The sequence below is a fragment of the Desmonostoc vinosum genome (assembly GCF_059505385.1).
The window spans coordinates 1-22,009 of the sequence record NZ_JCACKM010000112.1 but is presented as its reverse complement, the minus strand read 5'-3'; the positions used below and the strand labels follow the sequence as shown (position 1 = coordinate 22,009).

Annotated in this window: 19 protein-coding genes; 9 read left to right on the top strand and 10 right to left on the bottom strand. The window is 43.0% G+C overall.

What is annotated here, in order from left to right; translation table 11 throughout:
* Nucleotides 1-87: 87 nt before the first annotated feature.
* Nucleotides 88-1,173 carry a beta-N-acetylhexosaminidase gene (nagZ, locus tag AC5JMF_RS17950; RefSeq protein ID WP_495797080.1) on the bottom strand — a complete coding sequence of 362 codons (1,086 nt, stop codon included), beginning with the start codon at nt 1,171-1,173 and terminating at the stop codon, nt 88-90.
* Nucleotides 1,174-1,277: 104 nt separating this feature from the next.
* Nucleotides 1,278-2,174: an alpha/beta fold hydrolase gene (locus AC5JMF_RS17945; protein WP_495797079.1), complete on the bottom strand. Its 897-nt coding sequence runs from the start codon at nt 2,172-2,174 to the stop codon at nt 1,278-1,280.
* A gap of 587 nt (nt 2,175-2,761) precedes the next feature.
* Here AC5JMF_RS17945 and AC5JMF_RS17940 point away from each other — a divergent pair.
* Nucleotides 2,762-3,358, top strand: a complete 597-nt coding sequence (locus AC5JMF_RS17940; protein WP_495797078.1) for a hypothetical protein — start codon at nt 2,762-2,764, stop codon at nt 3,356-3,358.
* 130 nt (nt 3,359-3,488) lie between these two features.
* Here the strand turns inward: AC5JMF_RS17940 and ftsE are convergent, their stop codons facing one another.
* Both ftsE and AC5JMF_RS17930 read right to left on the bottom strand, forming a co-directional pair.
* The gene (ftsE, locus tag AC5JMF_RS17935) at nt 3,489-4,205 is read right to left on the bottom strand and encodes a cell division ATP-binding protein FtsE (RefSeq protein WP_495797077.1); all 717 of its coding nucleotides are present in this window, start codon (nt 4,203-4,205) and stop codon (nt 3,489-3,491) included.
* 335 nt (nt 4,206-4,540) lie between these two features.
* Nucleotides 4,541-5,296, bottom strand: a complete 756-nt coding sequence (locus tag AC5JMF_RS17930; RefSeq protein WP_495797076.1) for a WecB/TagA/CpsF family glycosyltransferase — start codon at nt 5,294-5,296, stop codon at nt 4,541-4,543.
* 815 nt (nt 5,297-6,111) lie between these two features.
* On the opposite strand from AC5JMF_RS17930, the gene AC5JMF_RS17925 reads away from it, so the two are divergent.
* The 5 genes from AC5JMF_RS17925 to AC5JMF_RS17905 all read left to right on the top strand — a co-directional run bounded on the left by AC5JMF_RS17925 (nt 6,112) and on the right by AC5JMF_RS17905 (nt 11,206).
* On the top strand, nt 6,112-6,828 hold the full coding sequence (locus AC5JMF_RS17925) for a response regulator transcription factor (protein ID WP_495797075.1): 717 nt from the start codon (nt 6,112-6,114) through the stop codon (nt 6,826-6,828).
* Nucleotides 6,829-6,840: 12 nt separating this feature from the next.
* Nucleotides 6,841-6,966: a hypothetical protein gene (locus AC5JMF_RS17920; protein ID WP_495797074.1), complete on the top strand. Its 126-nt coding sequence runs from the start codon at nt 6,841-6,843 to the stop codon at nt 6,964-6,966.
* Between the two features lie 47 nt (nt 6,967-7,013).
* Nucleotides 7,014-8,687: a SpoIIE family protein phosphatase gene (locus AC5JMF_RS17915; RefSeq protein WP_495797073.1), complete on the top strand. Its 1,674-nt coding sequence runs from the start codon at nt 7,014-7,016 to the stop codon at nt 8,685-8,687.
* Between the two features lie 4 nt (nt 8,688-8,691).
* Nucleotides 8,692-9,117 (top strand): ATP-binding protein, encoded by a 426-nt coding sequence (locus AC5JMF_RS17910; protein ID WP_495797072.1) that lies wholly within the window; start codon nt 8,692-8,694, stop codon nt 9,115-9,117.
* Nucleotides 9,118-9,265: 148 nt separating this feature from the next.
* Nucleotides 9,266-11,206, top strand: coding sequence for a diguanylate cyclase domain-containing protein (locus AC5JMF_RS17905; RefSeq protein WP_495797071.1), 1,941 nt, complete (start codon nt 9,266-9,268; stop codon nt 11,204-11,206).
* Nucleotides 11,207-11,259: 53 nt separating this feature from the next.
* Here AC5JMF_RS17905 and AC5JMF_RS17900 read toward each other — a convergent pair whose 3' ends face one another.
* Nucleotides 11,260-11,691: a nuclear transport factor 2 family protein gene (locus AC5JMF_RS17900; RefSeq protein WP_495797070.1), complete on the bottom strand. Its 432-nt coding sequence runs from the start codon at nt 11,689-11,691 to the stop codon at nt 11,260-11,262.
* A 163-nt stretch (nt 11,692-11,854) separates the two neighbouring features.
* Here AC5JMF_RS17900 and queG point away from each other — a divergent pair, with 163 nt between their 5' ends.
* Both queG and AC5JMF_RS17890 read left to right on the top strand, forming a co-directional pair.
* Complete coding sequence (gene queG / locus AC5JMF_RS17895; RefSeq protein ID WP_495797069.1) at nt 11,855-12,829, top strand: tRNA epoxyqueuosine(34) reductase QueG; 975 nt, start codon at nt 11,855-11,857, stop codon at nt 12,827-12,829.
* A complete protein-coding gene (locus AC5JMF_RS17890; protein WP_495797068.1) occupies nt 12,804-13,439 on the top strand; it encodes an HAD-IA family hydrolase in 636 nt (211 codons plus the stop codon). The genes queG and AC5JMF_RS17890 overlap by 26 nt, the downstream gene beginning before the upstream one ends.
* A gap of 79 nt (nt 13,440-13,518) precedes the next feature.
* Here the strand turns inward: AC5JMF_RS17890 and AC5JMF_RS17885 are convergent, their stop codons facing one another.
* Nucleotides 13,519-13,890 carry a hypothetical protein gene (locus tag AC5JMF_RS17885; protein ID WP_495797067.1) on the bottom strand — a complete coding sequence of 124 codons (372 nt, stop codon included), beginning with the start codon at nt 13,888-13,890 and terminating at the stop codon, nt 13,519-13,521.
* 215 nt (nt 13,891-14,105) lie between these two features.
* Between AC5JMF_RS17885 and AC5JMF_RS17880 the strand changes: the two genes are divergently transcribed.
* Nucleotides 14,106-14,636, top strand: a complete 531-nt coding sequence (locus AC5JMF_RS17880; RefSeq protein ID WP_495797066.1) for an orange carotenoid protein N-terminal domain-containing protein — start codon at nt 14,106-14,108, stop codon at nt 14,634-14,636.
* 110 nt (nt 14,637-14,746) lie between these two features.
* On the opposite strand, the gene crtE is transcribed toward AC5JMF_RS17880, so the two are convergent.
* The 4 genes from crtE to AC5JMF_RS17860 form a co-directional block, all read right to left on the bottom strand.
* Nucleotides 14,747-15,676: a geranylgeranyl diphosphate synthase CrtE gene (gene crtE, locus AC5JMF_RS17875; RefSeq protein ID WP_495797065.1), complete on the bottom strand. Its 930-nt coding sequence runs from the start codon at nt 15,674-15,676 to the stop codon at nt 14,747-14,749.
* Nucleotides 15,677-16,020: 344 nt separating this feature from the next.
* Nucleotides 16,021-17,430, bottom strand: coding sequence for a family 2B encapsulin nanocompartment shell protein (locus AC5JMF_RS17870; protein ID WP_495797064.1), 1,410 nt, complete (start codon nt 17,428-17,430; stop codon nt 16,021-16,023).
* 68 nt (nt 17,431-17,498) lie between these two features.
* Nucleotides 17,499-18,908, bottom strand: a complete 1,410-nt coding sequence (locus AC5JMF_RS17865) for a family 2B encapsulin nanocompartment shell protein (protein ID WP_495797063.1) — start codon at nt 18,906-18,908, stop codon at nt 17,499-17,501.
* A gap of 169 nt (nt 18,909-19,077) precedes the next feature.
* Nucleotides 19,078-21,435 (bottom strand): family 2 encapsulin nanocompartment cargo protein terpene cyclase, encoded by a 2,358-nt coding sequence (locus tag AC5JMF_RS17860; protein WP_495797062.1) that lies wholly within the window; start codon nt 21,433-21,435, stop codon nt 19,078-19,080.
* Between the last annotated feature and the right edge of the window lie 574 nt (nt 21,436-22,009).

Below are 22,009 nucleotides of genomic sequence, written 5' to 3'. Positions count from 1 at the left end.
AAAATGTTTTCCTTGCTTGAATCCCCTAGCTTTAGTTATGGGGACTCTCCGCGTCTCCGCGTCCTCATCAATTCCTGTTCCCTATTTCTACATAGCAGAAGCGATCGCAAGTTCCGCATGTTGTACTAATGTACCTTGATCAAGCATATAAATATCATATTGTGGTGTCAGAGCCAGTAGTTTCTCAATTCTTTCTCTGGCTGCTTCGACTATCAACTCATCAAGAGTACCGTGACTAAGAGAATTGGCGAAATCTTCGGCAATTTTGTAAGTTCGTTCAATCGATGATGAGTTGATATTGCGTGAGATGATAAACAAATCACAACCAGCCTGAAATGCTTTTGCTACAGTTCCACTCTTGACAAACATATCTGAGATCGCTTTCATATCCAAATCGTCAGAAACCACCACTCCTGCAAAGCCAAGTTCTTCTCTGAGTATCTTCTTGAGGATAGCTTGCGAGATAGTCGCTGGCACATCAGGATCTATTTTGGGAAACAGAATATGAGCTGTCATAATCAAAGGGATTTGTGCCGCAATTAAGGCTTTAAAAGGTATTAGTTCTCGATTTCGTAGTTCTTCTGGGGTCAAATTGAGGATTGGTAGTTCAATGTGAGAGTCTTTGCTAGTGTCTCCATGTCCAGGGAAATGCTTAGCACATCCCAAAATTCCCGACTCCTGAAGTCCTTGATAGTATTCACAAGCACCTTGAGTAGCTGTTTCCACCGTTTTGCCGAAAGCACGAGGCCCGATAATGGGATTTTGAGGGTTAGAATAAATATCTGCCGTAGGTGCCCAAGATAAGTTAATTCCCAATGATTTCAATTCTGTGGCTGTAGCTTTTGCTACCTCATACGCGTGCGATCGCAAAAGCAAAGCATAAGGAAATCGAGTAATTGGTAGTGGTGTGCGAAGTACACGCCCTCCTTCATGGTCGAGGGTGACAAACATTGAGTCACGTTCAGTGTACTGGCGTATCTGGTCATTTAGCTGCTTGAAGTTTTCTAACCAAACCTCATAGGGAGTACCATCAAGAAAATTCTTGGCAAAAAATATCACCCCAATCGGTTTTAATTCACTTAAAGCGCGTTTATCTTCATCACTTAGTGTAGTTCCAGATACGCCAAAAACTAAGTGATTTCCGAACTGCTTCAACTCCCACAATCCTGACATAATGCTCTACCTATGCTTAGACAGCAAATAACCAAGAATATAAATCAAAAGTCAATGCAATTAAATATACAAGTATTTCTAAAAATCCATTCCCCATGCCTCATCTAATCAAGCAAAGGTAAAAATTGGCGAATTAATCCAATTGTTACCGCTGGCAATTCTAGCTGTGGCGTTAATCCTACATCTTCCAACTGTTGAAAAAATCGGATTGCTTGAGGATTCATTTCGGTAAGGCGGCGACCAATTTGCGGCCCGGTAAATTCCGACTTGCGTCCCCAAATAATAGCAGTGGGAGTTATCAGTTGTTGAATGTAAAGAGATAAATCAAAACATAAATCGCCTCGAACAAAAGACAGCGCTGCATATTCAGCATTTGGCTGTTGAGCAGATTGTAGATAAGCGTCTACAATTTCTTGGTAAACTCGATTAGGCTGAGCGAATTGCCGTTGTTCTAAAAAGCTGCGAATACCCGCAACTGTTGCAACTCCGGTGCTATACAGCAAGCGATCAATAAAAGGCACACTGACCAATTGAGCGAAAAAGCTGCGGGAATAGTCTTCGCCAAAATCAGAAAGTCCAGCGGGAGTAGTCAAAATCAAAGACTTGAATAAATCTGGATGCTCAATCGCTACTCGAATTGTAAACGCTGCGGTGAGAGAAGATGCGATCGCTGTTACAGGCTCTGTACAAGTCTGCTCAAAAAACTCTCGAATCGTGATTAAATAGTCTTCGACTTTGTAATTTCGTGCTGGATGCTCAGATCTACCCCAACCAAGCAAATCTGGTGCAATCACTCGGTATTCAGCAGCAAAGGCAGGATAAACTTTTGACCATTCATAGGCAGAAGACCCACCACCAAAACCGTGCAAAAATACCAAAGTTTTTTGCTCATTTTTTGTCGTTAAATTTTGCTGCCAAGGTGAGCCAGCAGCAGTATAATACACCATCTTACCTAGCGAGGTAATTACAGAGTGTTGCTCAAATCCAAGCGGTTGAAACATAGGTGTTTTTTCTTTGTGTAAAAATTATTTGACATCAGTAACACAAGTTTCACCTAGAGTGTTGATCTTTGCAATTGATCAAACTTACGCAAGTGTCAAGAAATAGGGGAATGAGGATGTTAGTTGCTGACCAGTGGTCGCCAAGCAAACTTGCACTACTGAACTTTTGACTTTTGACCCTTGATTCTTGGCTCAATATGTGGGCTAGGTACGTCAGTCCAGATTGAAAGTTTCCCTAATTGTTATTATCAGCCAACCAGTTACTTGTAAACTCTTTCCACTGTCAGATTAAGTATATGTAAACTCATTGGATTAGTTATAAAGATTTGGTGATTTTCTTTTGAGATTAAATCATAAATTTACGTTGCAATTACTGTGTTACAAGCATTTTCCCTAGTAGCGACTATCACTAAATGTAGAGATAAGGTACCTTTTTTTATGATAATCTATCAGAAATATCACGGTTAGTGTTAAGCATCAAAAATATTCAAAACGCCGGACTGGATAAGCTAAAAATTCCAGTTCTGTACGTAAAAAGAATAGCTTTTGATGTATTTATTAATTTAAAAGTAGTTAATCTTTAGGTAATGGTTAATCGGAGTGTCATGGTAAAGCAGGCTACTCTTAAAGTAGAGAAACTACCAACTATTGAAGACGCTCAATTTGCGCTTGACAACTGTTTACAAAATGATGTTGTAGCTGTCGCTGAGTGGGATCTAGTCAAGCCAACTGTTGAAGTTGTGGAGGCTGCCATACCCACTATTTGTTTAAATTTAGAAGAATTGAAATGTTTTGAAGCAGTAGAGCGCCAATATGAGCATTATGGAGTCGTTTTTCACAATTGTTTAGCAATAGAACCATCGAATCCAGCATTTCCTACCCACAAAGGATTGACAGTTCTGATGGGAGCGCCCAAGAGTGGGTTTTTAGAAGCCACCTTTGTGCGTCCTGTGAATTGCATGAGTGCATTGGTAACAAGTTCGCAGCGTCTAGTCTTATCAGCCTACGATCGCGATCGCCGACTGCTTACCCAAGCTATACTACCAGGAGCTAACCTCGCCAATTCTGACTCGTCAATACCCCCCAATACATTATTATCTATCACAGCAAACGATATCCACAGCGTTACCTTCTGTGCTTTTGACGGTCAATTTACCCTTGGTGACTTTCGTTTCAGTTTTTGAATAATTTCTTAATCTTCGTTGTTCTGGTAAAATTTATACATTAGACAATATTGTAATTAAACTTAGTCTGGAGACTGGGGACTGGGGACTGGGGAGAATAACCAATGACAAAGGACAATTCCCAGCAAAGCTATTTTCTCAATAACTGACCATTACAAACTTGCACTACAGGATGATTACAACGCCGCACCAATTGTTCATCGTGAGTAGTAACAATTACTGTAGCTCCAAAGGAATTTAATTTCTGAAGGATCTGCATTACTTGCCAAGAATTATCGGGGTCGAGATTTCCGGTTGGTTCATCTGCTAAAAGTAGTGGTGGTGTGCCAACTATAGCCCTGGCAATACTTACCCGTTGTTGTTCTCCTCCAGAAAGTTGATCGGGAAAACAATCAGCTTTAGTCAGCAAACCCACCAATTTCAAAGTTGGTTCTAGACGTCTTTGAATTTCCTTACGAGTATATCCTTGAGCCTGTAGGACAAAAGTGATATTTTCTGCTACGGTTCGCTGGGCAATCAGTTTGTAGTCTTGAAAGACAATGCCGATCTGTCGTCGCAATAAAGACAGGCGATCGCCTTGTAAACTAGCTATATTGCACCCATCAACGATCACTTCTCCCTGTGTTGGTAACTCTTGGGCATACAGCAATTTCAAGAGCGTTGTTTTCCCAGAACCACTAGGCCCTGTGATAAACAAAAATTCTCCCTGTTTTACCTCTAAATTGGCATTTAACAGAGCTTGAGAGCCATTAGTATAAGTTTTGGTGACAGAGCGTAATTGCACCTTCAGCGCAGTATTACCACTGCGCTGTTGAGTTTCTCTATCCGATTGTAATATTACTGGCATTCTGAAATTTTCCTCATACTCCCATAACCAAACAGCTTGGGATTTTAGATTTGGGATTCCCCCAAAATAAGGATTCCCAGACAGAATTAGGGAATCTCATTCTCAAGAGGAAAATTGAAAATTTTTTGAAGACCTCAGTAGTAAGCTAAAAAACATCTAAATTACATAATCAAATTAAATAAAACTCTTGTGGGGTGGGCATCTTGCCCGCCCTAATTATGCAAGTTATATGTGGAACAGCTTAATTCGTAATTTTTACCTGATAGCTGTAAAATCGTCTAAAAATCATGATCAAAAAGCGATCGCTCATGTAATTTTTAGCGATTCAGTACTGTTCATCCAATAGCACCTCTTGCAGTTAAGCGGTAAACAAAAGCTTTGATGGCAAACTCTGGCAAAGCTAACATTCGTCGCCAGCGCCAAGGTTCTTTGTAAAGCCGATACAACCACTCTAAATTGTTATTTCCCAACCAGGCGGGAGCGCGATTTTTCGCTCCTGACCAAATATCAAAACTACCACCGACACCAATCCAAATTGCTTGAGGACATAAATGGCGATTGTTAGCAATCCATAACTCTTGACGTGGCACTCCCAAGCCCACAAAAATTACTTGTGGTTGTAATTGGGCGAGAGTTTGTTGTAACTGTTGTTCTTCTTCTGAAGAATGATAGCCAGAGTGAGTGCCTGCTATGCTCAAATTAGGGGTTTGTTGCTGCCAAAACTCCGCTGCTTTTGCTGCTACTCCCGGCGCTCCTCCATAGAAAAAAATCTTTGTCTGTGTTTTTTGCTGCCCAATTTCTTGCAAGAGCTTTTCTGCTAGTTCAATTCCTGGACAACGCTGCACTTTTTGCCATAATAGCCACTGCAAATACAGAACTACCCCTGCGCCATCTGGAATCACTAGTTCGGCATCTTGAATCACTTGAGCCAGAGATTTATTTCGCTCTGCCTGCATAGTCATTTCTGCATTGAGCGTCACCACATGAGTTCCTCTGCCTTCTTGCAGGCATTCTAACAACCAGCCTGGGTAGTTGGTCATTACATGGACTGGTATTCCCAAAACCGAAAATGCTTTAGGTGGTTTAGACATAGCCTGTTCCTAATTAGCCTCACACCAGATTCTTTCGATGGTTAGTTTATCAAATTTTTTTATATTTGGTTAATTGTAATGTTAAAGACAGCCAATTCGCTACTGGCTTAGTGTAGAATATACAGCCTATTTCTTTATTGACCGGACTAAGCACCCCTTTTCCTCTTTCTGAGAGTTTTAACTAGAAATTTGTGAGACTGCGTAAATCCTGGTAACATCTCTACTATCTTCAATAGCAGTTCGGTGTGAGGAAGCAAGAACTGCAACAATATAAAGCAGAATTAAACTAATTGGTTTTGGTGCATGTATTTTGGCTGAACTAGCTTTGATTTAACTGTTGCTGAGTTCTAAGTAGAAATCCCACGGCTTCAATCGAGGTGTTGAGCAAGGAAAAAAATTCTTGTTCTCCATGACTGAAATCCGCAGCCTAAGACCAAATTGCTTGACGGGGTACTTCAATGTATAACGTTAATACTCAGCACTGTTTCAGTAATAGTTACGCGTGAGAGTGGGCAAGAGGCAAGGGGGAATAACCTCATAGATAAATCTAGGGGCTTTAAACAAAGACATCTTGTGTCGAGGTACAAAATGCAAGACACAAATTTTTCATTGTTTTCTACGACTGAAGTTGGGTGCTTCAGATCATAATGGCAAGGAAAAAGAATTCTTTCTCCCGTAGCCCCTGCCTCTGGGGTTTGGGCTTTTCTCAAACAGCGGTCTACATCTTTGTACTAATGTCTTGAATCTGCGACTTTTAAGAGTTTTTAGTAAACTCGATTTTACAGTTAAGGTAGTGTAACGGGCTGATGTTGGCTATGAGTAAAATTCGTATCGCTCTGATTGAAGATCATGACCTGACTCGTGTGGGTATTAGGACAGCACTACTACAAAAGGAAGAAATTGAAGTTGTCGGTGAAGCTGCTAATGCTGCCGAAGGGCTAAAAATGTTAAAAAAGCTACAGCCGGATATTGCCATTGTCGATATTGGTTTACCAGATAAGGATGGCATTGAACTGACACGGGAGGTAAAATCTACGACCAATAGTGAGGAGTTAGGAACAAAAGTATTAATTTTGACGCTACGAGATAATAAAGAAGCGGTGTTAGCAGCTTTTGCTGCTGGAGCAGACTCCTACTGCATGAAGGATATCAAATTCGATAATTTGCTGGAAGCAGTGCGAGTAACTTACAATGGCAACGCTTGGATTGATCCGGCGATCGCTCGGATTGTATTACAACAAGCGCAACAAAATCCACCGAAGCCAGAATCAGCTTTTGCGGATCACAAAGCCAGCAATTCTAGCTCTGATGCCGAAAATCAGGAATTAATTGACCCTTATACCCTGACAGAAAGAGAGTTAGAAGTGTTACAGTTGATCGTCGAAGGTTGTAGCAATGCAACAATCGCTGAAAGGCTTTACATCACTGTTGGCACCGTTAAAACTCACGTCCGGAATATTTTGAATAAGCTATGTGCTGATGACCGTACCCAAGCAGCAGTCAGAGCCTTGCGTTCTGGGTTGGTGGGATAGGGTTAACTTTTAATGTGGCAGCAGCAACTTTTGAGCAAGCTCAAGAGAAACTTGCAACTTCGAGCATCTAAGATGCTGAGAATGATGTGGCTTTTCTTTGGCGATCGCTTTTGGATTGTTTTTTATCAGGTGAGATAAAAATTGCCCTATCTCACCCTATGAGTATATGAAAAGTAAAGTCAAATATGACTCAGACAGAAATAGTCAAACTCAAGCTCATGGTGGTAGATGATGAGCCAGATAACCTAGATTTACTCTACCGCACTTTCAGGAGAGATTTTCAAGTATATAAAGCGAATCATGCTCTTGCTGCCCTAGAGATCTTGGACAAAGAGGGCGAGATGGCTGTGATTATTTCTGACCAAAGAATGCCAGAAATGAACGGCACAGAATTTTTCAGCCGCACAGTGGAACGATTTCCCGACACAATTCGCATTTTGCTAACTGGTTTTACAGATGTCGAAGATTTAGTAGATGCCATTAACTCCGGTCAAGTATTCAAGTACATTACCAAACCTTGGAATCCAGAAAAGCTCAAGGCATTGGTCGAGCAAGCCACAGACATATATCATGTCGTGAAAACACGCACACGGGAATTACGTCGGGCCCTGCAACGAGAATCTTTATTTAATGCTGTCACAACAGCAATCCGAGAATCTCTCGATTACGGCAGTATGTTACAAAAGATCGCAGCAACTATTGGAGAAACATTTGCAGCCACCAAATGTTTACTAATCCCTGTAGAAAGCGATCGCCTGACATCAGACCAATTTATTTATCAAGATGCTAAATCCCATATATCAGATTGCCAGTATGATTCGAGTTCTTTGATTGAGAAAGTATTGGCGACTCGTAGCTATCACCGCGCTCAAGATACACACGACGGCCGTCCCTTAAACCACCTGGTCGTACCCCTGACTTACCAGCAACACTTACTCGCGGTGCTGGCTCTTTATCAGTGCGGATGCGATCGCCCCTGGCAAGACGAAGAAATTCAACTGATTACAGGTGTTACTGAACAGGCAGCTTTAGCTCTTTCCCAAGCAAAACTCTACCAGAGTCTGCAAGAAAAGCAACAGCAAATCAGCACTGAGTTAGAAGTAGCTCGCCAAATTCAAAATAACTTACTTCGCCAAACTTTACCTGATATCAAAGGCGTTAAGATACAAGCCTGCTGTTACCCTGCGCGAGAAGTCGGCGGAGATTTTTTTGAAGTATTTGTTCACCCCAAAGGTGATTTGTGGCTAGCAGTGGGTGACGTTTCTGGCAAAGGTGTACCAGCGGCTTTATTCATGGCTAGTGTCATCTCTGTGTTGCGCCGAGAGTTATCTCAAGAAGCAATAACAGAGCCGCATATAGTCATGCAAAATCTCAACTATGCTCTGAGCGAAGACTTGATTAGCAACAATTGTTTTATCACTCTGGCATTAGCTCGCTATACCCCCAGTAATAAAGAACTCGTTTACACTAATGCCGGTCATATTTACCCTCTATTGTGGTCACACCAAGCTGCGATCGCCAATCAACCCAATTACCTCAAAGTCCGCAGTGTTCCTGTGGGTATCTTACCTAAATGGCAAGCACAGTCTGGTCGTTTAGTTCTCACTTCTGGAGACATATTGCTACTTGCCAGTGACGGTATTACAGAGGCTATGGTGTCAAATAATATATATATGCCAGTAAAAACCGTGGATGGCATGGAGCCAGTTAACCGTTCTATGCTAAATCAGGATGGTTTGTGGCAACTCTTGCAAGGAGAGCAACAACCGCTTTCTCTTAACCACTTAATAGCTCGGATCCAAGCAGATAATCATATTCAAGAAGACGATCAAACTATACTTTCACTAGAGGTTTTATAAATTAATGAAAAGTGAGCTTCATGTACCAAGTGATTTAAATTTTCTTAACATTGTTGAGAACTGGTTGTTGGGATGTTTAAAAATTCAGTTAGGCGAATCTGTGGATTGGCCACGACAATCGAGTCGTCTACGATTGGCTTTAGTAGAAGCCTACTCAAACGCAGTACGTCACGCCCACAAAGAAAAGCCAAATTTGCCTGTTTTACTGCGATTGGAACTTAAAGAACGGGATCTAGCTTTGGAAATTTGGGACTACGGTGAAGGCTTCGACATGTCCACCTACTTTCCGCCAAGCCCTACTGAAAGACAAGAAGGTGGGTATGGTTGGCTAATCATGAATCGTCTGATGGATAAAGTAGAATACCATTTACAAGTTGATGGTGGCAACTGTCTGAAGTTGGAAGCAACTTTACCAGAGTCAGTAAAATGAGAAAGAACAGGGGAAGGGGATAGGCACTAACAGAATCTGATGATGTGTATGTACTGGATAACTTGACGTTGCCACGGGTGAATATCTACAAATAATGTTCACAGTATGGCAAGCTAGAAAGCTCTTGCTCAAATAATTAATTCCCCTGATGCAAGTTCAGCCTTTATTAACCCGGCATACCTTGATTAAATTATTGTTCCGAATGACGGGGATATTTATTGTTTCTGCCCTGTTGACCTACGGGCATATTATGGGGCAGGCACAGTTTAATACTCGCGAACAGCTTCAGAAATACCTCACTGAGCGGGGCAAACGTGAGGAAGCAATTTTCCAGCTCGCCGCCGATCGCCACATTTTGCTCAAGCAAGCCTTTGCCACTGTCGCTGCTCAACCCCAGCCTGTTGAAACCCTCACACCGCTATTTGCTTGGTCAGATGGTACTCATCGCAATTTTCCAGAACACCAGGATCTGCACCAGTTTGAGGGTGAATCAAAGTCATCTGTTTTTGTGGGGCGAGAAGTTCCTGTGACTGCAACGCTCTACTGTAAGATTCGGCGGTTTGAGAAGTTGCTTTTGCAGTATGCACCTGCATGGCGCGATCGCTTCGTCAATACTTGGATTGCATCGCCAGAAAATGTTGCTGTTACTTACTGGCCTGAGATACCGGGTCCGTTGATGGTCGCAGGTGATTTTGATGTCCACAATGAAAAGTTTTTCTACGTGTCTGACCTAAGTCATGACCCACAGCGGCAAACAACCTGGACTGATGCTTATCAAGACCCAGCCAGTCCTGATTGGGTGGTTTCGATAGTCACCCCAATTGATGATGCTACAGGACGGCATATCGCCAGCATTGGTAATGATATTGTGTTGAACAGTTTGATCAAACGCACCAATGTTGATCGTTTAGCAGGAACTTATAACTTGATTGTGCGACAGGATGGCAATTTGATTGCTCATCCCAACTTTACGTCTCAAATTGCGGCAAAACACGGAACTTTAAAGGTTCAAGAACTGGCTGATGCCCATCTTAGTCGGATTTTTGCTTTGATTCAATCTACTGAACCTGCTGATGAGTTGCAGCACAGACTCGCAGGGAATGATGCCGACGGGGTTGAGAACGGCGCGCGAGTGATTGATAACGTTCGCGATCGCGAATACATCACGTTTACTCGGTTAGCGGGCCCCAACTGGTATTTTGTAATGGTCTATCCCCAATCCCTCATGCAGGGTAGCGCTTGGAGCGCAGCACAATTCGTTTTGCTGTCTGGTGGAATTGCGTTATTGGTAGAGATGGTGTTTATCTACCATGCCCTGAACACTCAAGTCACCCAACCGCTGGCTCAACTACTGCAATCGACTCAACAGTTAACTCAGGGGAATTTCGAGGTGCAGTTGACAGCATCGAGACAGGACGAGATCGGGCAACTTTCGAATGCATTTATCCAGATGTCAGACAAGCTAAAAAACCTGTTCGCCACCCTAGAGGAGCGGGTTGCTCAAAGAACCATTGAGCTAGAAGCTGCCAACCAAGAGCTTCAGCGATTATCGCATCTAGACGGGCTAACTCAGGTTGCGAACCGACGACATTTTGACGAGTACCTGGCTCAGGAATGGCTGCGACTACAGCGTGAACAGCAGCCGCTGGGGCTGATTCTCTGCGATGTGGACTTTTTCAAACAGTACAATGACTGTTACGGACACCTGATGGGAGATGACTGTTTGCAGCGAGTGGCACAGCAAATCAAACTCGCAGCCGTGCGTCCTGCCGACCTGGTGGCGCGCTATGGTGGCGAAGAGTTCGCCGTGATTTTACCCAACACCTCGCGGGATGGAGTCATTGCCGTTGCCCAAAAAATTCAAGCCCAAATCTGGCAAGCCCAGATACCACATTCTGGCTCTAAAATTAATCAATTTGTGACATTGAGCCTGGGCATCGTCAGTTTCATACCCAATCTTGAAACAACCTGTGTATCCCTAGTCAAGCAGGCTGACGAAGCACTCTACATGGCAAAACAGCAGGGGCGTGATCAGCTACAGGTGGCTTGTCATTCACATTTGCTCTCTGTTGTTGAAACGAAGGATTAACCTGAGTAATGCGGGGCTGTTAGGAGATTTTTTTCTCACCCATTCCCTAATAATTACTTTTGAGAATGCAAAGCAAATAGCTCTTGGGGAGAAGCTAAAAGTTTAACTTTGGTATATTGAATCTGTTGCTGTTGGTTGAGTGTAAATAGCCAAATTACATTGACACTACACCAAGAAGTTTGTGCTTTACCTGATACCTGAATTTGCATATGGTCATTTTCTGTGGTTTCGGCAACTGCTTGGCGAGGGTAGGCTTTGATGTTTTGAGCTTCTTGCTTTAAATAGGCAGCGATCGCATCTGGCCCAACAATACCAGATTCCATGGGCGGATGCATCACTCCATCTTGAGCAAACAAGGCAGCAGTCGCCTGAAATTCTCCCGCATTCAATGTTTGAAAATAACGCACTATACTTGGCTCTAAAATTCCTTCAATCTGGAATTCTGTTTGTGGTTCGCCGGAAGTGACAAATTCAGCAGCTGTCATAAAATCCCCTGCATTACACTAGCTGAATATTCATTTCAATCCAAAATTAGCTAAAAATAAAGCTGCTATTGATATAGATTGTTCACCTGTGTGCAAATCTTCCGAATGATCTAACTCCTGAACTTTTGGAGGATTTACCAAAACAGGGTGTTAAGATCAAAAAATGAATCAATCTGCCTTAGTAAGCAGCAGTGTAGTCAAACAGAAAGCTCAAGAGTTGGGGTTTCATCAAGTAGGCATTGCTGCTGTCGAGAATCAAGATTTGACACAAGCGCAACGGTTGCAAGCATGGCTAGATCTGGGTTATCAAGCAGATATGGCGTGGATGGCTAACCCCAAGCGTCAAGATATTCGCTTAATCATGCCAGAGGTGCGATCGCTTGTGTGTGTTGCTCTTAATTACTATACAAGCGATCAACGTCCTGAAGGCGAAGAGTATGCCAAAATTTCCCGCTATGGCTGGGGAAGAGATTATCACAAAGTCATGCACAAAAAACTCAAGGCTTTGAGTACTTGGTTAAAATCCCTTGATGAGCGCGTGCAAGCTATCTATTATGCAGACACCGGGCCAGTGCAAGATAAAGTATGGGCACAACGAGCCGGGATTGGTTGGATTGCCAAAAATGGTAATCTGATTACCAGAGAGTATGGCTCTTGGGTATTTTTGGGAGAAGTGTTAACCAATTTGGAACTAAAGAGCGATCGTCCTCATACCGAACACTGCGGTAGTTGCACTCGTTGTATTGAAGCTTGTCCCACAGATGCCATTACCCAACCATTTGTAATCAATGCTAATCGTTGTATTGCTTATCATACAATTGAAAATCGGTCAAGCACATTACCAGAAACAATAGCGCCCCATTTGCAAGGCTGGGTAGCAGGTTGTGATATCTGTCAAGACGTTTGTCCTTGGAATCAACGTTTTGCTCATACAACTGATATCGCAGAGTTTCAGCCTTATCCTGGGAATATTGCGCCCAAGCTGCTAGAATTAGCGGAAATCTCAAATCAGGAGTGGGATCAACAATTTACAGCATCGGCCTTACGACGGATTAAACCAGAGATGTTACGACGCAATGCCCGCGCTAATCTTGACCCATCTAGGCGAAAGAATGACCCAGAAAGTAATTATTTTTGATTTCGATGGCACGATTGCTGATACAGTAGATGCTCTTGTAAGTATTGCTAATCGTTTAGCTGTAGAGTTTGGTTATATACAAATCACACCTAAAGACCTAACTATCCTGAGAAATTTAACTTCTAGAGAAATCATCAAATACTCTGGGATTTCTCTATTAAAAATACCTTTCATCGTTAAAAAAGTTAAAGCGGAATTAAAAAATAAAATCCATGAATTAAAACCCATTCCTGGAATCAAAGAAGCTTTAACAGAACTCCAATCCGAAGGATATAAGCTAGGAATCATTACTTCCAACTCTCAAGAAAATGTCAACCAATTTCTCAAAATAAACAACTTGGATCATCTATTTGATTTTATCTACTCAGGGATTACGATTTTTGGCAAAAAAACCATCATTAATAATGTATTGCGGCAGAAGCAGCTCAAACCCCAAGAAGTAATTTATGTCGGAGACGAAACCAGAGATATAGAAGCTTCAAAAAAAGCCAACATTCAGGTAATTGCAGTAACTTGGGGATTTAATTCTCCAGAAGTATTGGCCAAGCAAAATCCAAACTTTTTAGTTGATGAACCCCATAAACTGCTAAAAGTAATCAAAAGTTGTTAAAAGCTCAACCTAATGGCAGGTTGAGCTATGATGATAATTTCTTTGTCTAAAATCCAAAACAGAGAATCTTTATTTTGAATTACCCTGCACCGGGCTTACCTTTTTCCAAAGCTTTCTCTACTAAATCGTCACTAACATTAGTTACAGTCTCAGAGTTTCCAACTTCTTTCGCTAACTCCATATAGTCTTTGGGATTACCTGTTGCTTGAGCTTCTGTTTTGATCTCTTTTGCTTCTGGAACTTTGTATTTAGATCCAGTTGCAGCTTGGGCTGCTGCTTCACCTTTGCCTGTGCGATCAATTTCACTAACGCTCAGTTTTTGTGCAGCTGCATAATCGGCATCAAAATCAACCTTTGGCGTTTTTTCTTTACCACTAGCCATGCCTTCGGCTGCTAATTGTGCATCATGGGTAGTAGCTTCGGTTGGATTAGGCTTTACTTCATCAGTCATAATTAACACTTTAGGTAATTTTTGATTTCTGCGGTGATTGTACCAAAACAATTAACTGAATTATTGCTCTCTAGAGAGAGATTTATACCTCTATTAAAAGATAGATATACTGATAAAAATCAAATTAATATAACTATTTCTCTTGGAAGTAGTATCTAACTCTCAAATTTTGATAACCCTTATTATGATGCGTAAAATTATTTTGGTGGGCAATCATGACTGCAAGTTACGACAAAAATGTTTCTCAAGCTCTCAGCAATGAAACTCAAAAAGTGGTAGAAGGGTTTAATAAACTAGATACCGATGCTAAATTAGGCTGGTTCTATTTTGTTTATGAAAAAATGGGTGATTCGATTACCCCAGCTGCACCCACTGCTGCTGATCCAGAATTAGCACCTCTTTTGTTAGGAGATTATTTACAATTATCAGGTGAGCAGCAATTAGAAGTGATGCGGGATATAGTTAACCGCAAAGATACAGAATACTCTCGTGCTTATGGCGCATTAAAAGAAAATAATCAATTATTAGTTTGGTATGCTTGGGCTGTAGCTATGGGTGATACAGTAATTGATATTCCAGATAGTTACAAACCAACTGGTGCAATTAATGATTTGCTTTCACAAATTGAAGGGTTAGAATTTGATGAGCAAATTTCGGTGTTTAGAACAATTGTGAATGAAATGGGTTATACCAACGTGAAGCCGATAGAAACACAAGCGCAAACTGGTAAAACACCAAGTCTTTAAGTAGGTAGACACAATTATTTAGAAAGCGCATTTCGACTTAGCTCAATGCTCGATAGGTTGACTAAAAGAGGGTTGAGCGCAGTCGAAACCCGGCAATCTCAAGTTAGAGACTAATGTGTTCTAGCTATGATATAGTCTGCGATCGCCATTAGAGGTTGCGCCTTTTCGCCAAAGCAAGCTAGTTGTGCTTTTGCTGAGTCAATCAATTTTTGCGCTTTGAGTTTTGATTCCTCAAGACCCCACAAACTAGGATAAGTCACTTTCTGCGCCTTTTGGTCTTTGCCCGGAGTTTTACCGAGTTCCTCCTGAGTACCAGTCATATCAAGCACATCATCAATAATCTGAAAAGCCAGACCAATATCACGAGCATACTGAGAAAGCGGTAACAGAATTTGCTCGTCTACTCCTGTCAATATTGCTCCTGATAAAACAGACGTTTCCAATAAAGCACCTGTTTTGTGGGCATGAATAAAGTTGAGGGTTTCGATGTCAATATTCTGCAATCCCTCAGATTGTAAATCAACAACTTGACCACCAACTAGACCTGTTGCTGCAACTGCATGAGCCAACTTAGCAACAACCTGCAACAACTGCTGGGCAGCAACTCCTTTGGTTTGAACCACAAGAAACTCAAAAGCGTATCCTAAAAGCGCATCACCAGCCAGAATTGCAATGTTTTCGCCATAAATTTTATGGTTAGTTAACTTGCCGCGTCGATAGTCATCATTATCCATGGCGGGTAAGTCGTCATGGATTAGAGAAAAGGTGTGAATCATTTCCAGCGTACAAGCAGCAGGCATCGCCATCTCGACTGTGCCTCCAGCAAGTTCACAACTGGCAAGACAGAGAATTGGGCGTAGGCGCTTTCCTCCAGCCAGCAAGGAATAGCGCATGGATTCGTAGATTATTTCTGGATAGGCTATAGTAATTGATTGTTCGAGCGCTGCTTCAACTTGCGATCGCCGTTCTGATAAATAAGCTTTCAGGTCAAATGTAGTTTCTTTAACAGATGACGATTCAAAGACTTGAGTATTTACCATATAAATATTCGTCTTCAAAATTACAGTACTACAAATCAACAAAATTAGGCTGACAAGAACTATTAATCAACACTTTAGGGATTAATATCATGTCCACCTAATTTAGATATAATTCCCACTTGTGTGCAAAAAACCTCTTTCCCCCTGCTCCTTAACTTGAAAATGGGGACTGGGTGTTTGTTATACCAATTCTCTAAAATTCGGCTACACATTCAAACTCCGAAACCCATACTAAATAAGAGTTTCTTAATTACGAATTACGAATTACGAATTGGTATTATTTCTCCCCCTGCTCCCCCTCATCCCCCTCATCCCCCTCATCCCCCTCATCTCCTGCCTCTTGATCAGCGCCCAATTTCGACATCTTCCAGGATGCCAAGTGCATCGGGGATGAGAATGGCTGCACTGTAGTAGGCGCTGACAAGATAAGAAATAATCGCTTTTTCGCTAATACCCAAAAACCGTACAGATAAACTGGGCTGGTATTCATCAGGGATACCCGTTTTGTGTAGGCCTACCACCCCTTGGTTTTCTTCTCCAACACGGAATACCAAAATAGAGCTAGTACCTTGGTTGGTAATCGGAATTTTGTTACAAGGAAAAATCGGATAGTTGCGCCATGCAGGTACAATCTTGCCATTGATCTCCCTGCTTGGGGAATAGATGCCACGGCGGTTACACTCCCGGCCAAAAGCCGCGATCGCACGAGGGTGAGCTAAGAAAAAATGGGATTTGCGCCGCCGAGATAGCAACTCATCAAAATCATCTGGCGTCGGTGGCCCGGTGCGGGTAAAAATGCGTTGGTTGAGATCAGCATTGTGCAATAACCCAAAATCACGATTATTCAGCATTTCGTATTCTTGCCGTTCCCGCAACGCTTCGATAGTCAGGCGTAATTGTTGCTCCGTCTGGTTCATGGGTTCGTTGTAGAGGTCAGCAACTCGCGTATTCACCTGTAAAATGGTTTGAGCGGTGCTTAACTCATACTCCCGTGGACTCAAGTCGTAATCAACAAATGTTCTGGGTAACTCAGTTTGCTGACTATGACCCGCGGCCATAGCGATCGCCGCCTGATGATGTTTATCCTGGGGTTTGTTCAATATAGATCTAAAGCGATCAACCTGAGTTTGCAACGCTTCAGACTGGTTCATCAACTCCCGAAACGCCTGCACTGGCAAAGACAAAACTATGCAGCGTGTAACAGCTCTGAGGCTTACATCCCAAGTGTCCTGAGACAGAACTATAGCTTCGCCACCAAAACAATCGCCGTCAGCTAAGATATCCCGTAAAGCTTCCGCCTCATATTTTCCTGCCTTGAGCTGATTAACTTTACCATGGGCAATTAATAACACGCGATCGGCTGGTTGACCTTCCTGTACAATTACCTCACCAGGGGCAAATTCTTGCTGCACAAAGCGGTCTGCTAAGGCATTGAGTACCTCAATATCCTCAAACCCACTTAGTAAAGATAGTTCACAAAGGGCTTGGGGAATCACCCGCACCCGGGCCCCTGTATTAGTAAAGCTGACCCGTCCATTACCAACATCATAAGTCAAGCGACGGTTAACCCGATAGGCCCCACCCGTGACTTGTACCCAAGGCAACATCTGTAACAACCACCTGGGGGTAATGCCTTGCATCTGGGGCGGAGTTTTCGTGGTTTTGGCTAAATTCCGCGCCCCTTTTGTGCTTAGGCTGATCTGGGGTTGCCCGTTTTCTTGGTTTAAATCTGGCCTAATCGAAGCATCTGTCATAAAGTTAATTCTCCGTTACCCAAAACCCTTGTAGAGACGCTTCAAAAGCGCGTCTCTACATTTTTTTCTTAGAGACCAATTTCTACATCTTCAAGGATGCCTAGTGCATCAGGAACGAGAACGGCTGTAGAGTAGTAAGCACTAACCAGATAGGAAATAATAGCCTTTTCGTTAATACCCATGAAGCGAACAGACAAACTAGGCTGATATTCATCAGGAATGCCAGTTTTATGCAAACCAATGACACCCTGGTTGGTTGCTCCCACACGCATTAACATGATGGAGCTAGTACGCTCTTTCGTCACGGGAATCTTATTGCAAGGATAGATGGGAATACCACGCCAAGCCGGAATTGCACTGTTACCCATAGGGATAGGGTTGGGATAAAGTCCAAGGTGGTTGCATTGCCGACCAAACGCGGCAATAGTGCGGGGATGAGCTAAGAAAAAGCTCGGTTCTTTCCAAACAATAGAGATCAATTCATCGAGATCATCAGGAGTTGGGGGGCCACTGCGAGTAAATATGCGTTGTTTGAGATCAGCATTGTGTAACAGTCCAAAGTTACGATTGTTAATCATTTCGTGTTCTTGGCGTTCCCGTAATGCTTCGATGGTGAGTCGCAATTGTTCCTCAGTCTGATTCATGGGTTCGTTGTAGAGGTCAGCAACCCGTGTATTGATTTGCAAAATGGTTTGAGCAACGCTTAACTCATACTCCCGTGGATTGAGTTCATAATCTGCAAAAGTCCCAGGTAATACTGCCTCTGCAAGGTGGCCGGAGGTAATATCGATCGAAGCTTCCCCTTCTTGGTTTTTGGGTTGGCGCAGTTTTACCCTAAATTGATCTACTTGCGCTTGTAAAGCTTCAGACTGGTTAACCAGGTTTTGAAAAGCTGCTTGAGGCAGAAACAAGATGGTGCAACGGGTAATAGCAGTGAGGGTGACATCCCAAGTATCCTGAGATTCGGCTAAAGCGTAGTCACCAAAATGGTCGCCATCGGCCAATACACTCAAAACAACGCGATCGTCAAACTTACCAGCGCCAATTTTGTTGACTTTACCATGAGCAATCAGCAAGACTTGATCGGCTGGTTGGCCTTCTTGGATGATGACATCACCCGCAGCAAATTCTCGTTGTACAAATTGACTAGCCAAGGTGTTTAAGACCTCGACATCCTCAAATCCTCGCAACAAAGGTAACTCACGCAGTTCTTGAGGAATAACCTGTATTTGGGCCCCTGTATTAGTAAAGCTGACTCGTCCATCTCCAACCGCATAGGTTAAGCGACGGTTGACCCGATAGCTACCACCTACTGTTTCTACCCAAGGCAGCAGTTTTAAGAGCCACCGTGAGGTAATTCCCTGCATCTGGGGTTGGGTTTTGGTGGTTGTGGCCAAATTACGCGCCGCTTCCGTCTGCAAACTCATTGGTAGTTGCTCAACTTGATTTTCTAGGGGAGTATTTGCTGCATTAGTCATAATTAATCTCCATTGGTAATGTTTGTTGACAAATTATTTGATTGACCGGAATAGGAACTTATAGCGTTTCTCGTTTGAGTGAGGTACATTTCGTTGAGGTTAGGGGCTAGGGACTAGAAATTAGAGACTAGACTGTACCTCGTGCGATTGGGAACTCCTATAGATTGAGCTAATCTTTCGTTCCTAACAGCGATCCGATTTTGGTAGCTGAAGTCCCTAACCCTGTTGGACTACTCAGTAAGTTCTGCACCACTGGCTGAACATAGGTTTGAGTTGTTTCCTGACCGATACTTGGTCTAATCTGGATCGCCGCAGTGCCTAACCCTGTGGGGCCTTGGAGTAACCGTTTTTGGGTCGAGTTATTCCGCAATTCAAATTCCTTATAGCGGTCTACTGCCCTATGCCACTTGAGTACGCCGCACATCCACTGTTCCAGCTTCTTGACGTATCCGTACAGTTTTTCACGGGCACTCGTATCTAGGTTGAAATCGTCACACAAGATAGGGAGTTCAGTTGCAACGATATGTTGAAACTGAAGGGCACGAGAGGTCATCAGGTCGTTAACAATGGCGACGGCTTGGGGGATATTGCAGTTGAGGAAGTTCTGAACCGCCAGCACACCGTTATTAATCTCGCCCTCAAATTCGATTTCTTTCTGGTAAGAGAAAATATCGTTCGTCAAACAGGCGAAATCAGCAGCCGAATTATCGATATTCTGCATGGTTCGGGTGCGGAAGATCTCTGATGGGATCTCGTCCCCTTGGGAAAGTCGAGACAGGCTCATGGTTAGATCAGAGCCAAAGGTCTTACGACGCATTTCCACATAGTCTATCGGGTCTGGAATGCGATTTTGCGTCTGGTTAGCCAGTTCCCATAACCAACTTTCCGTCATATCCTCGATCGCACGACGAAACAAACGGCGAGCATTAGCTGTCATGGGGCCAGCTGTCCGCGCCCAAATATCCGCTAAACCTCGTTCGACTGGGTTTGTTGCTTCCGGAATGGAATCTCCATCAAGGGGCATAAACGCTGATAGCTGAGCATTAAAAATTTTCGCTCCTGCCATGTTGCGACTATGACCATACAGCACAGGGAAATAGTCATCGGCATAGGTTCCCCAAACTAGCCAGCAGGCTGTGATATTCAACTCAGTACTAGACCCATTGGGATGAATATAGGCACCACATAAGGCTACGTCAGCCACATCGAATTTGTGGTCATCCCAGATGTAAATGCTGGGCATCCCTGGCAGTACATCCAGCATCCCCATTTGACGCGCCCATTCCTTAGAATGCCGCCTAGCCTCGTCTAGATGAGGATTCAAACTGGTGGAGAAGGGCATATAAAACTGTGGCAGCGTTATTGGCCCTACAGGCTGATAGGGAACATGGGTAAAACTTTTAAACCGTTTTAGTCCCAAACTATCGTATAAGGCTCCCAGATGGGCCGCCGCTGTACCTAGTCCAGTGGGGCCACCTAAAAACCAGCTTGCCGTTGAAGATTTGTCTGATGTCTGGTTCATGTAGCGGCTTGATCGCATGTGCCACTCATGACCTCCCGACTGCCAGTCCTGAAGTCCTTTGGCATATAAGACTACTTTCAAACGCTCATCAGGAGTCAGACCATATTCCTCAAACAAGGATGGCAGCTCGGTGACAAAGGTGTTCTCGAACTGTTGCACCCTAGATGTTAGTAAGTCGTTAGTGAGGTTTGCCGCCTCTTGGGTATTGACATCGAGGAATTTTTCTAAAACCAGGATACAGTTAGCATTTTCCCCTTCTTCTTCTACTTCTCTTTGGTAAGAGAAGATGTCATTTCGCAGATGTACCCCGTCAGAAAAAGTGTCTTTGAGGACACGCATTGGTCGAGTAGGTGCGATCGCCGCCGGAATTTCTGCCCCAACCGCGTGTTCCACTAGGTTAGCTGACCAGGGCGCTCCCCCCACCTTACGACGCATCTCAATGTACTCGATGGGGTTAGCAACTCGATTCTGGCTGATATTGGCGAGTTCCCAGAGAGATTCTTTGAGAAGATTGATTGTACTCTCAGAAAATCGGATTACCCAGTCTTGGGAGGCATTGGGGACGGTACGATTCCAGAGGTCTATTAAACCTCTTTCTACGGCATTAGTGGGTTCTGGCGGCGTTTCTTGTGGCTGCACAGGCATAAACGCTGGTAGTCCATTGAGGTACTTCTTAGCCCCAGCCATATCTTGGCTACGCTTGTAAAGCTCAAGAAAGTGATCGTCGAAGAAAAATACCCAAACATACCAGTCAGTTACCAGATTGAGCATAGGCTCATCGGCATCTGGATGGGTATAGGAACACAACAGTGCATAGTCATGGGCATCAAACTTGCGCTCATCCCAAATTCCATAATCTTCTGATCCCTCTGCCCCACCCAAAATTCCCATTTCATAAGCCCAAGCTTTAGAATGTACCCGTGCCGCTTCCAGGTTTGGGTTCAGCCGTGCCGGCCAAGGTACATAAAAACTCGGCAACTCAAAAGGTTGCTTGCTTGAAGTCATTGTCCATTTAAACCTATCAGTTTGAGCTTATTGTCTTAATTGAAGTCGTGTTAATTTGACATTTGCGGTTAATTTTTGATATTGTAAAGTTGCTCCTTTTAATCAAAAAAATCACAATTTACTCTTGCCAAAATGTCGTGAGATTGTTTAGGATAATTTGCTTTTTGTTTTGCCTACTTAAATAAAGTAAGAGGTTTTTTAGCGAGACTTTCATGAGGCAAGAATTTTATCAAACCCACTAGGAAAGTTTGTCATACACCTTTAGCCAAGTATTATCTTTGCTCTATCTCCCAAAATAGCTATCAACAGTTGTTTGTAAGATAATCTCAGCTTTATCAACAAAATGCAATCAGAGTTAAAACGTTTAGTTATTATTAAATGGACAGTTAAGACAGTTAAGAAAATAATTAAGTAGACAGTTAAAACAGTTAAGACAGTTAAGAAAATAATTAAGTAGACAGTTAAAACAGTTAAGACAGTTAAGAAAATAATTAAAATATTTAAAAAAATAATAAGTAATATTGGGGACTGGGGACTGGGGACTGGGGACTGGGGACTGGGGACTGGGGACTGG

Coding starts and splice junctions, on each gene's coding strand:
- nagZ (WP_495797080.1), bottom strand. CDS start 1,173: ATGTCAGGATTGTGGGAGTTGAAGCAGTTCGGAAATCACTTAGTTTTT.
- AC5JMF_RS17945 (WP_495797079.1), bottom strand. CDS start 2,174: ATGTTTCAACCGCTTGGATTTGAGCAACACTCTGTAATTACCTCGCTA.
- AC5JMF_RS17940 (WP_495797078.1), top strand. CDS start 2,762: ATGGTTAATCGGAGTGTCATGGTAAAGCAGGCTACTCTTAAAGTAGAG.
- ftsE (WP_495797077.1), bottom strand. CDS start 4,205: ATGCCAGTAATATTACAATCGGATAGAGAAACTCAACAGCGCAGTGGT.
- AC5JMF_RS17930 (WP_495797076.1), bottom strand. CDS start 5,296: ATGTCTAAACCACCTAAAGCATTTTCGGTTTTGGGAATACCAGTCCAT.
- AC5JMF_RS17925 (WP_495797075.1), top strand. CDS start 6,112: ATGAGTAAAATTCGTATCGCTCTGATTGAAGATCATGACCTGACTCGT.
- AC5JMF_RS17920 (WP_495797074.1), top strand. CDS start 6,841: ATGTGGCAGCAGCAACTTTTGAGCAAGCTCAAGAGAAACTTGCAACTT.
- AC5JMF_RS17915 (WP_495797073.1), top strand. CDS start 7,014: ATGACTCAGACAGAAATAGTCAAACTCAAGCTCATGGTGGTAGATGAT.
- AC5JMF_RS17910 (WP_495797072.1), top strand. CDS start 8,692: ATGAAAAGTGAGCTTCATGTACCAAGTGATTTAAATTTTCTTAACATT.
- AC5JMF_RS17905 (WP_495797071.1), top strand. CDS start 9,266: ATGCAAGTTCAGCCTTTATTAACCCGGCATACCTTGATTAAATTATTG.
- AC5JMF_RS17900 (WP_495797070.1), bottom strand. CDS start 11,691: ATGACAGCTGCTGAATTTGTCACTTCCGGCGAACCACAAACAGAATTC.
- queG (WP_495797069.1), top strand. CDS start 11,855: ATGAATCAATCTGCCTTAGTAAGCAGCAGTGTAGTCAAACAGAAAGCT.
- AC5JMF_RS17890 (WP_495797068.1), top strand. CDS start 12,804: ATGACCCAGAAAGTAATTATTTTTGATTTCGATGGCACGATTGCTGAT.
- AC5JMF_RS17885 (WP_495797067.1), bottom strand. CDS start 13,890: ATGACTGATGAAGTAAAGCCTAATCCAACCGAAGCTACTACCCATGAT.
- AC5JMF_RS17880 (WP_495797066.1), top strand. CDS start 14,106: ATGACTGCAAGTTACGACAAAAATGTTTCTCAAGCTCTCAGCAATGAA.
- crtE (WP_495797065.1), bottom strand. CDS start 15,676: ATGGTAAATACTCAAGTCTTTGAATCGTCATCTGTTAAAGAAACTACA.
- AC5JMF_RS17870 (WP_495797064.1), bottom strand. CDS start 17,430: ATGACAGATGCTTCGATTAGGCCAGATTTAAACCAAGAAAACGGGCAA.
- AC5JMF_RS17865 (WP_495797063.1), bottom strand. CDS start 18,908: ATGACTAATGCAGCAAATACTCCCCTAGAAAATCAAGTTGAGCAACTA.
- AC5JMF_RS17860 (WP_495797062.1), bottom strand. CDS start 21,435: ATGACTTCAAGCAAGCAACCTTTTGAGTTGCCGAGTTTTTATGTACCT.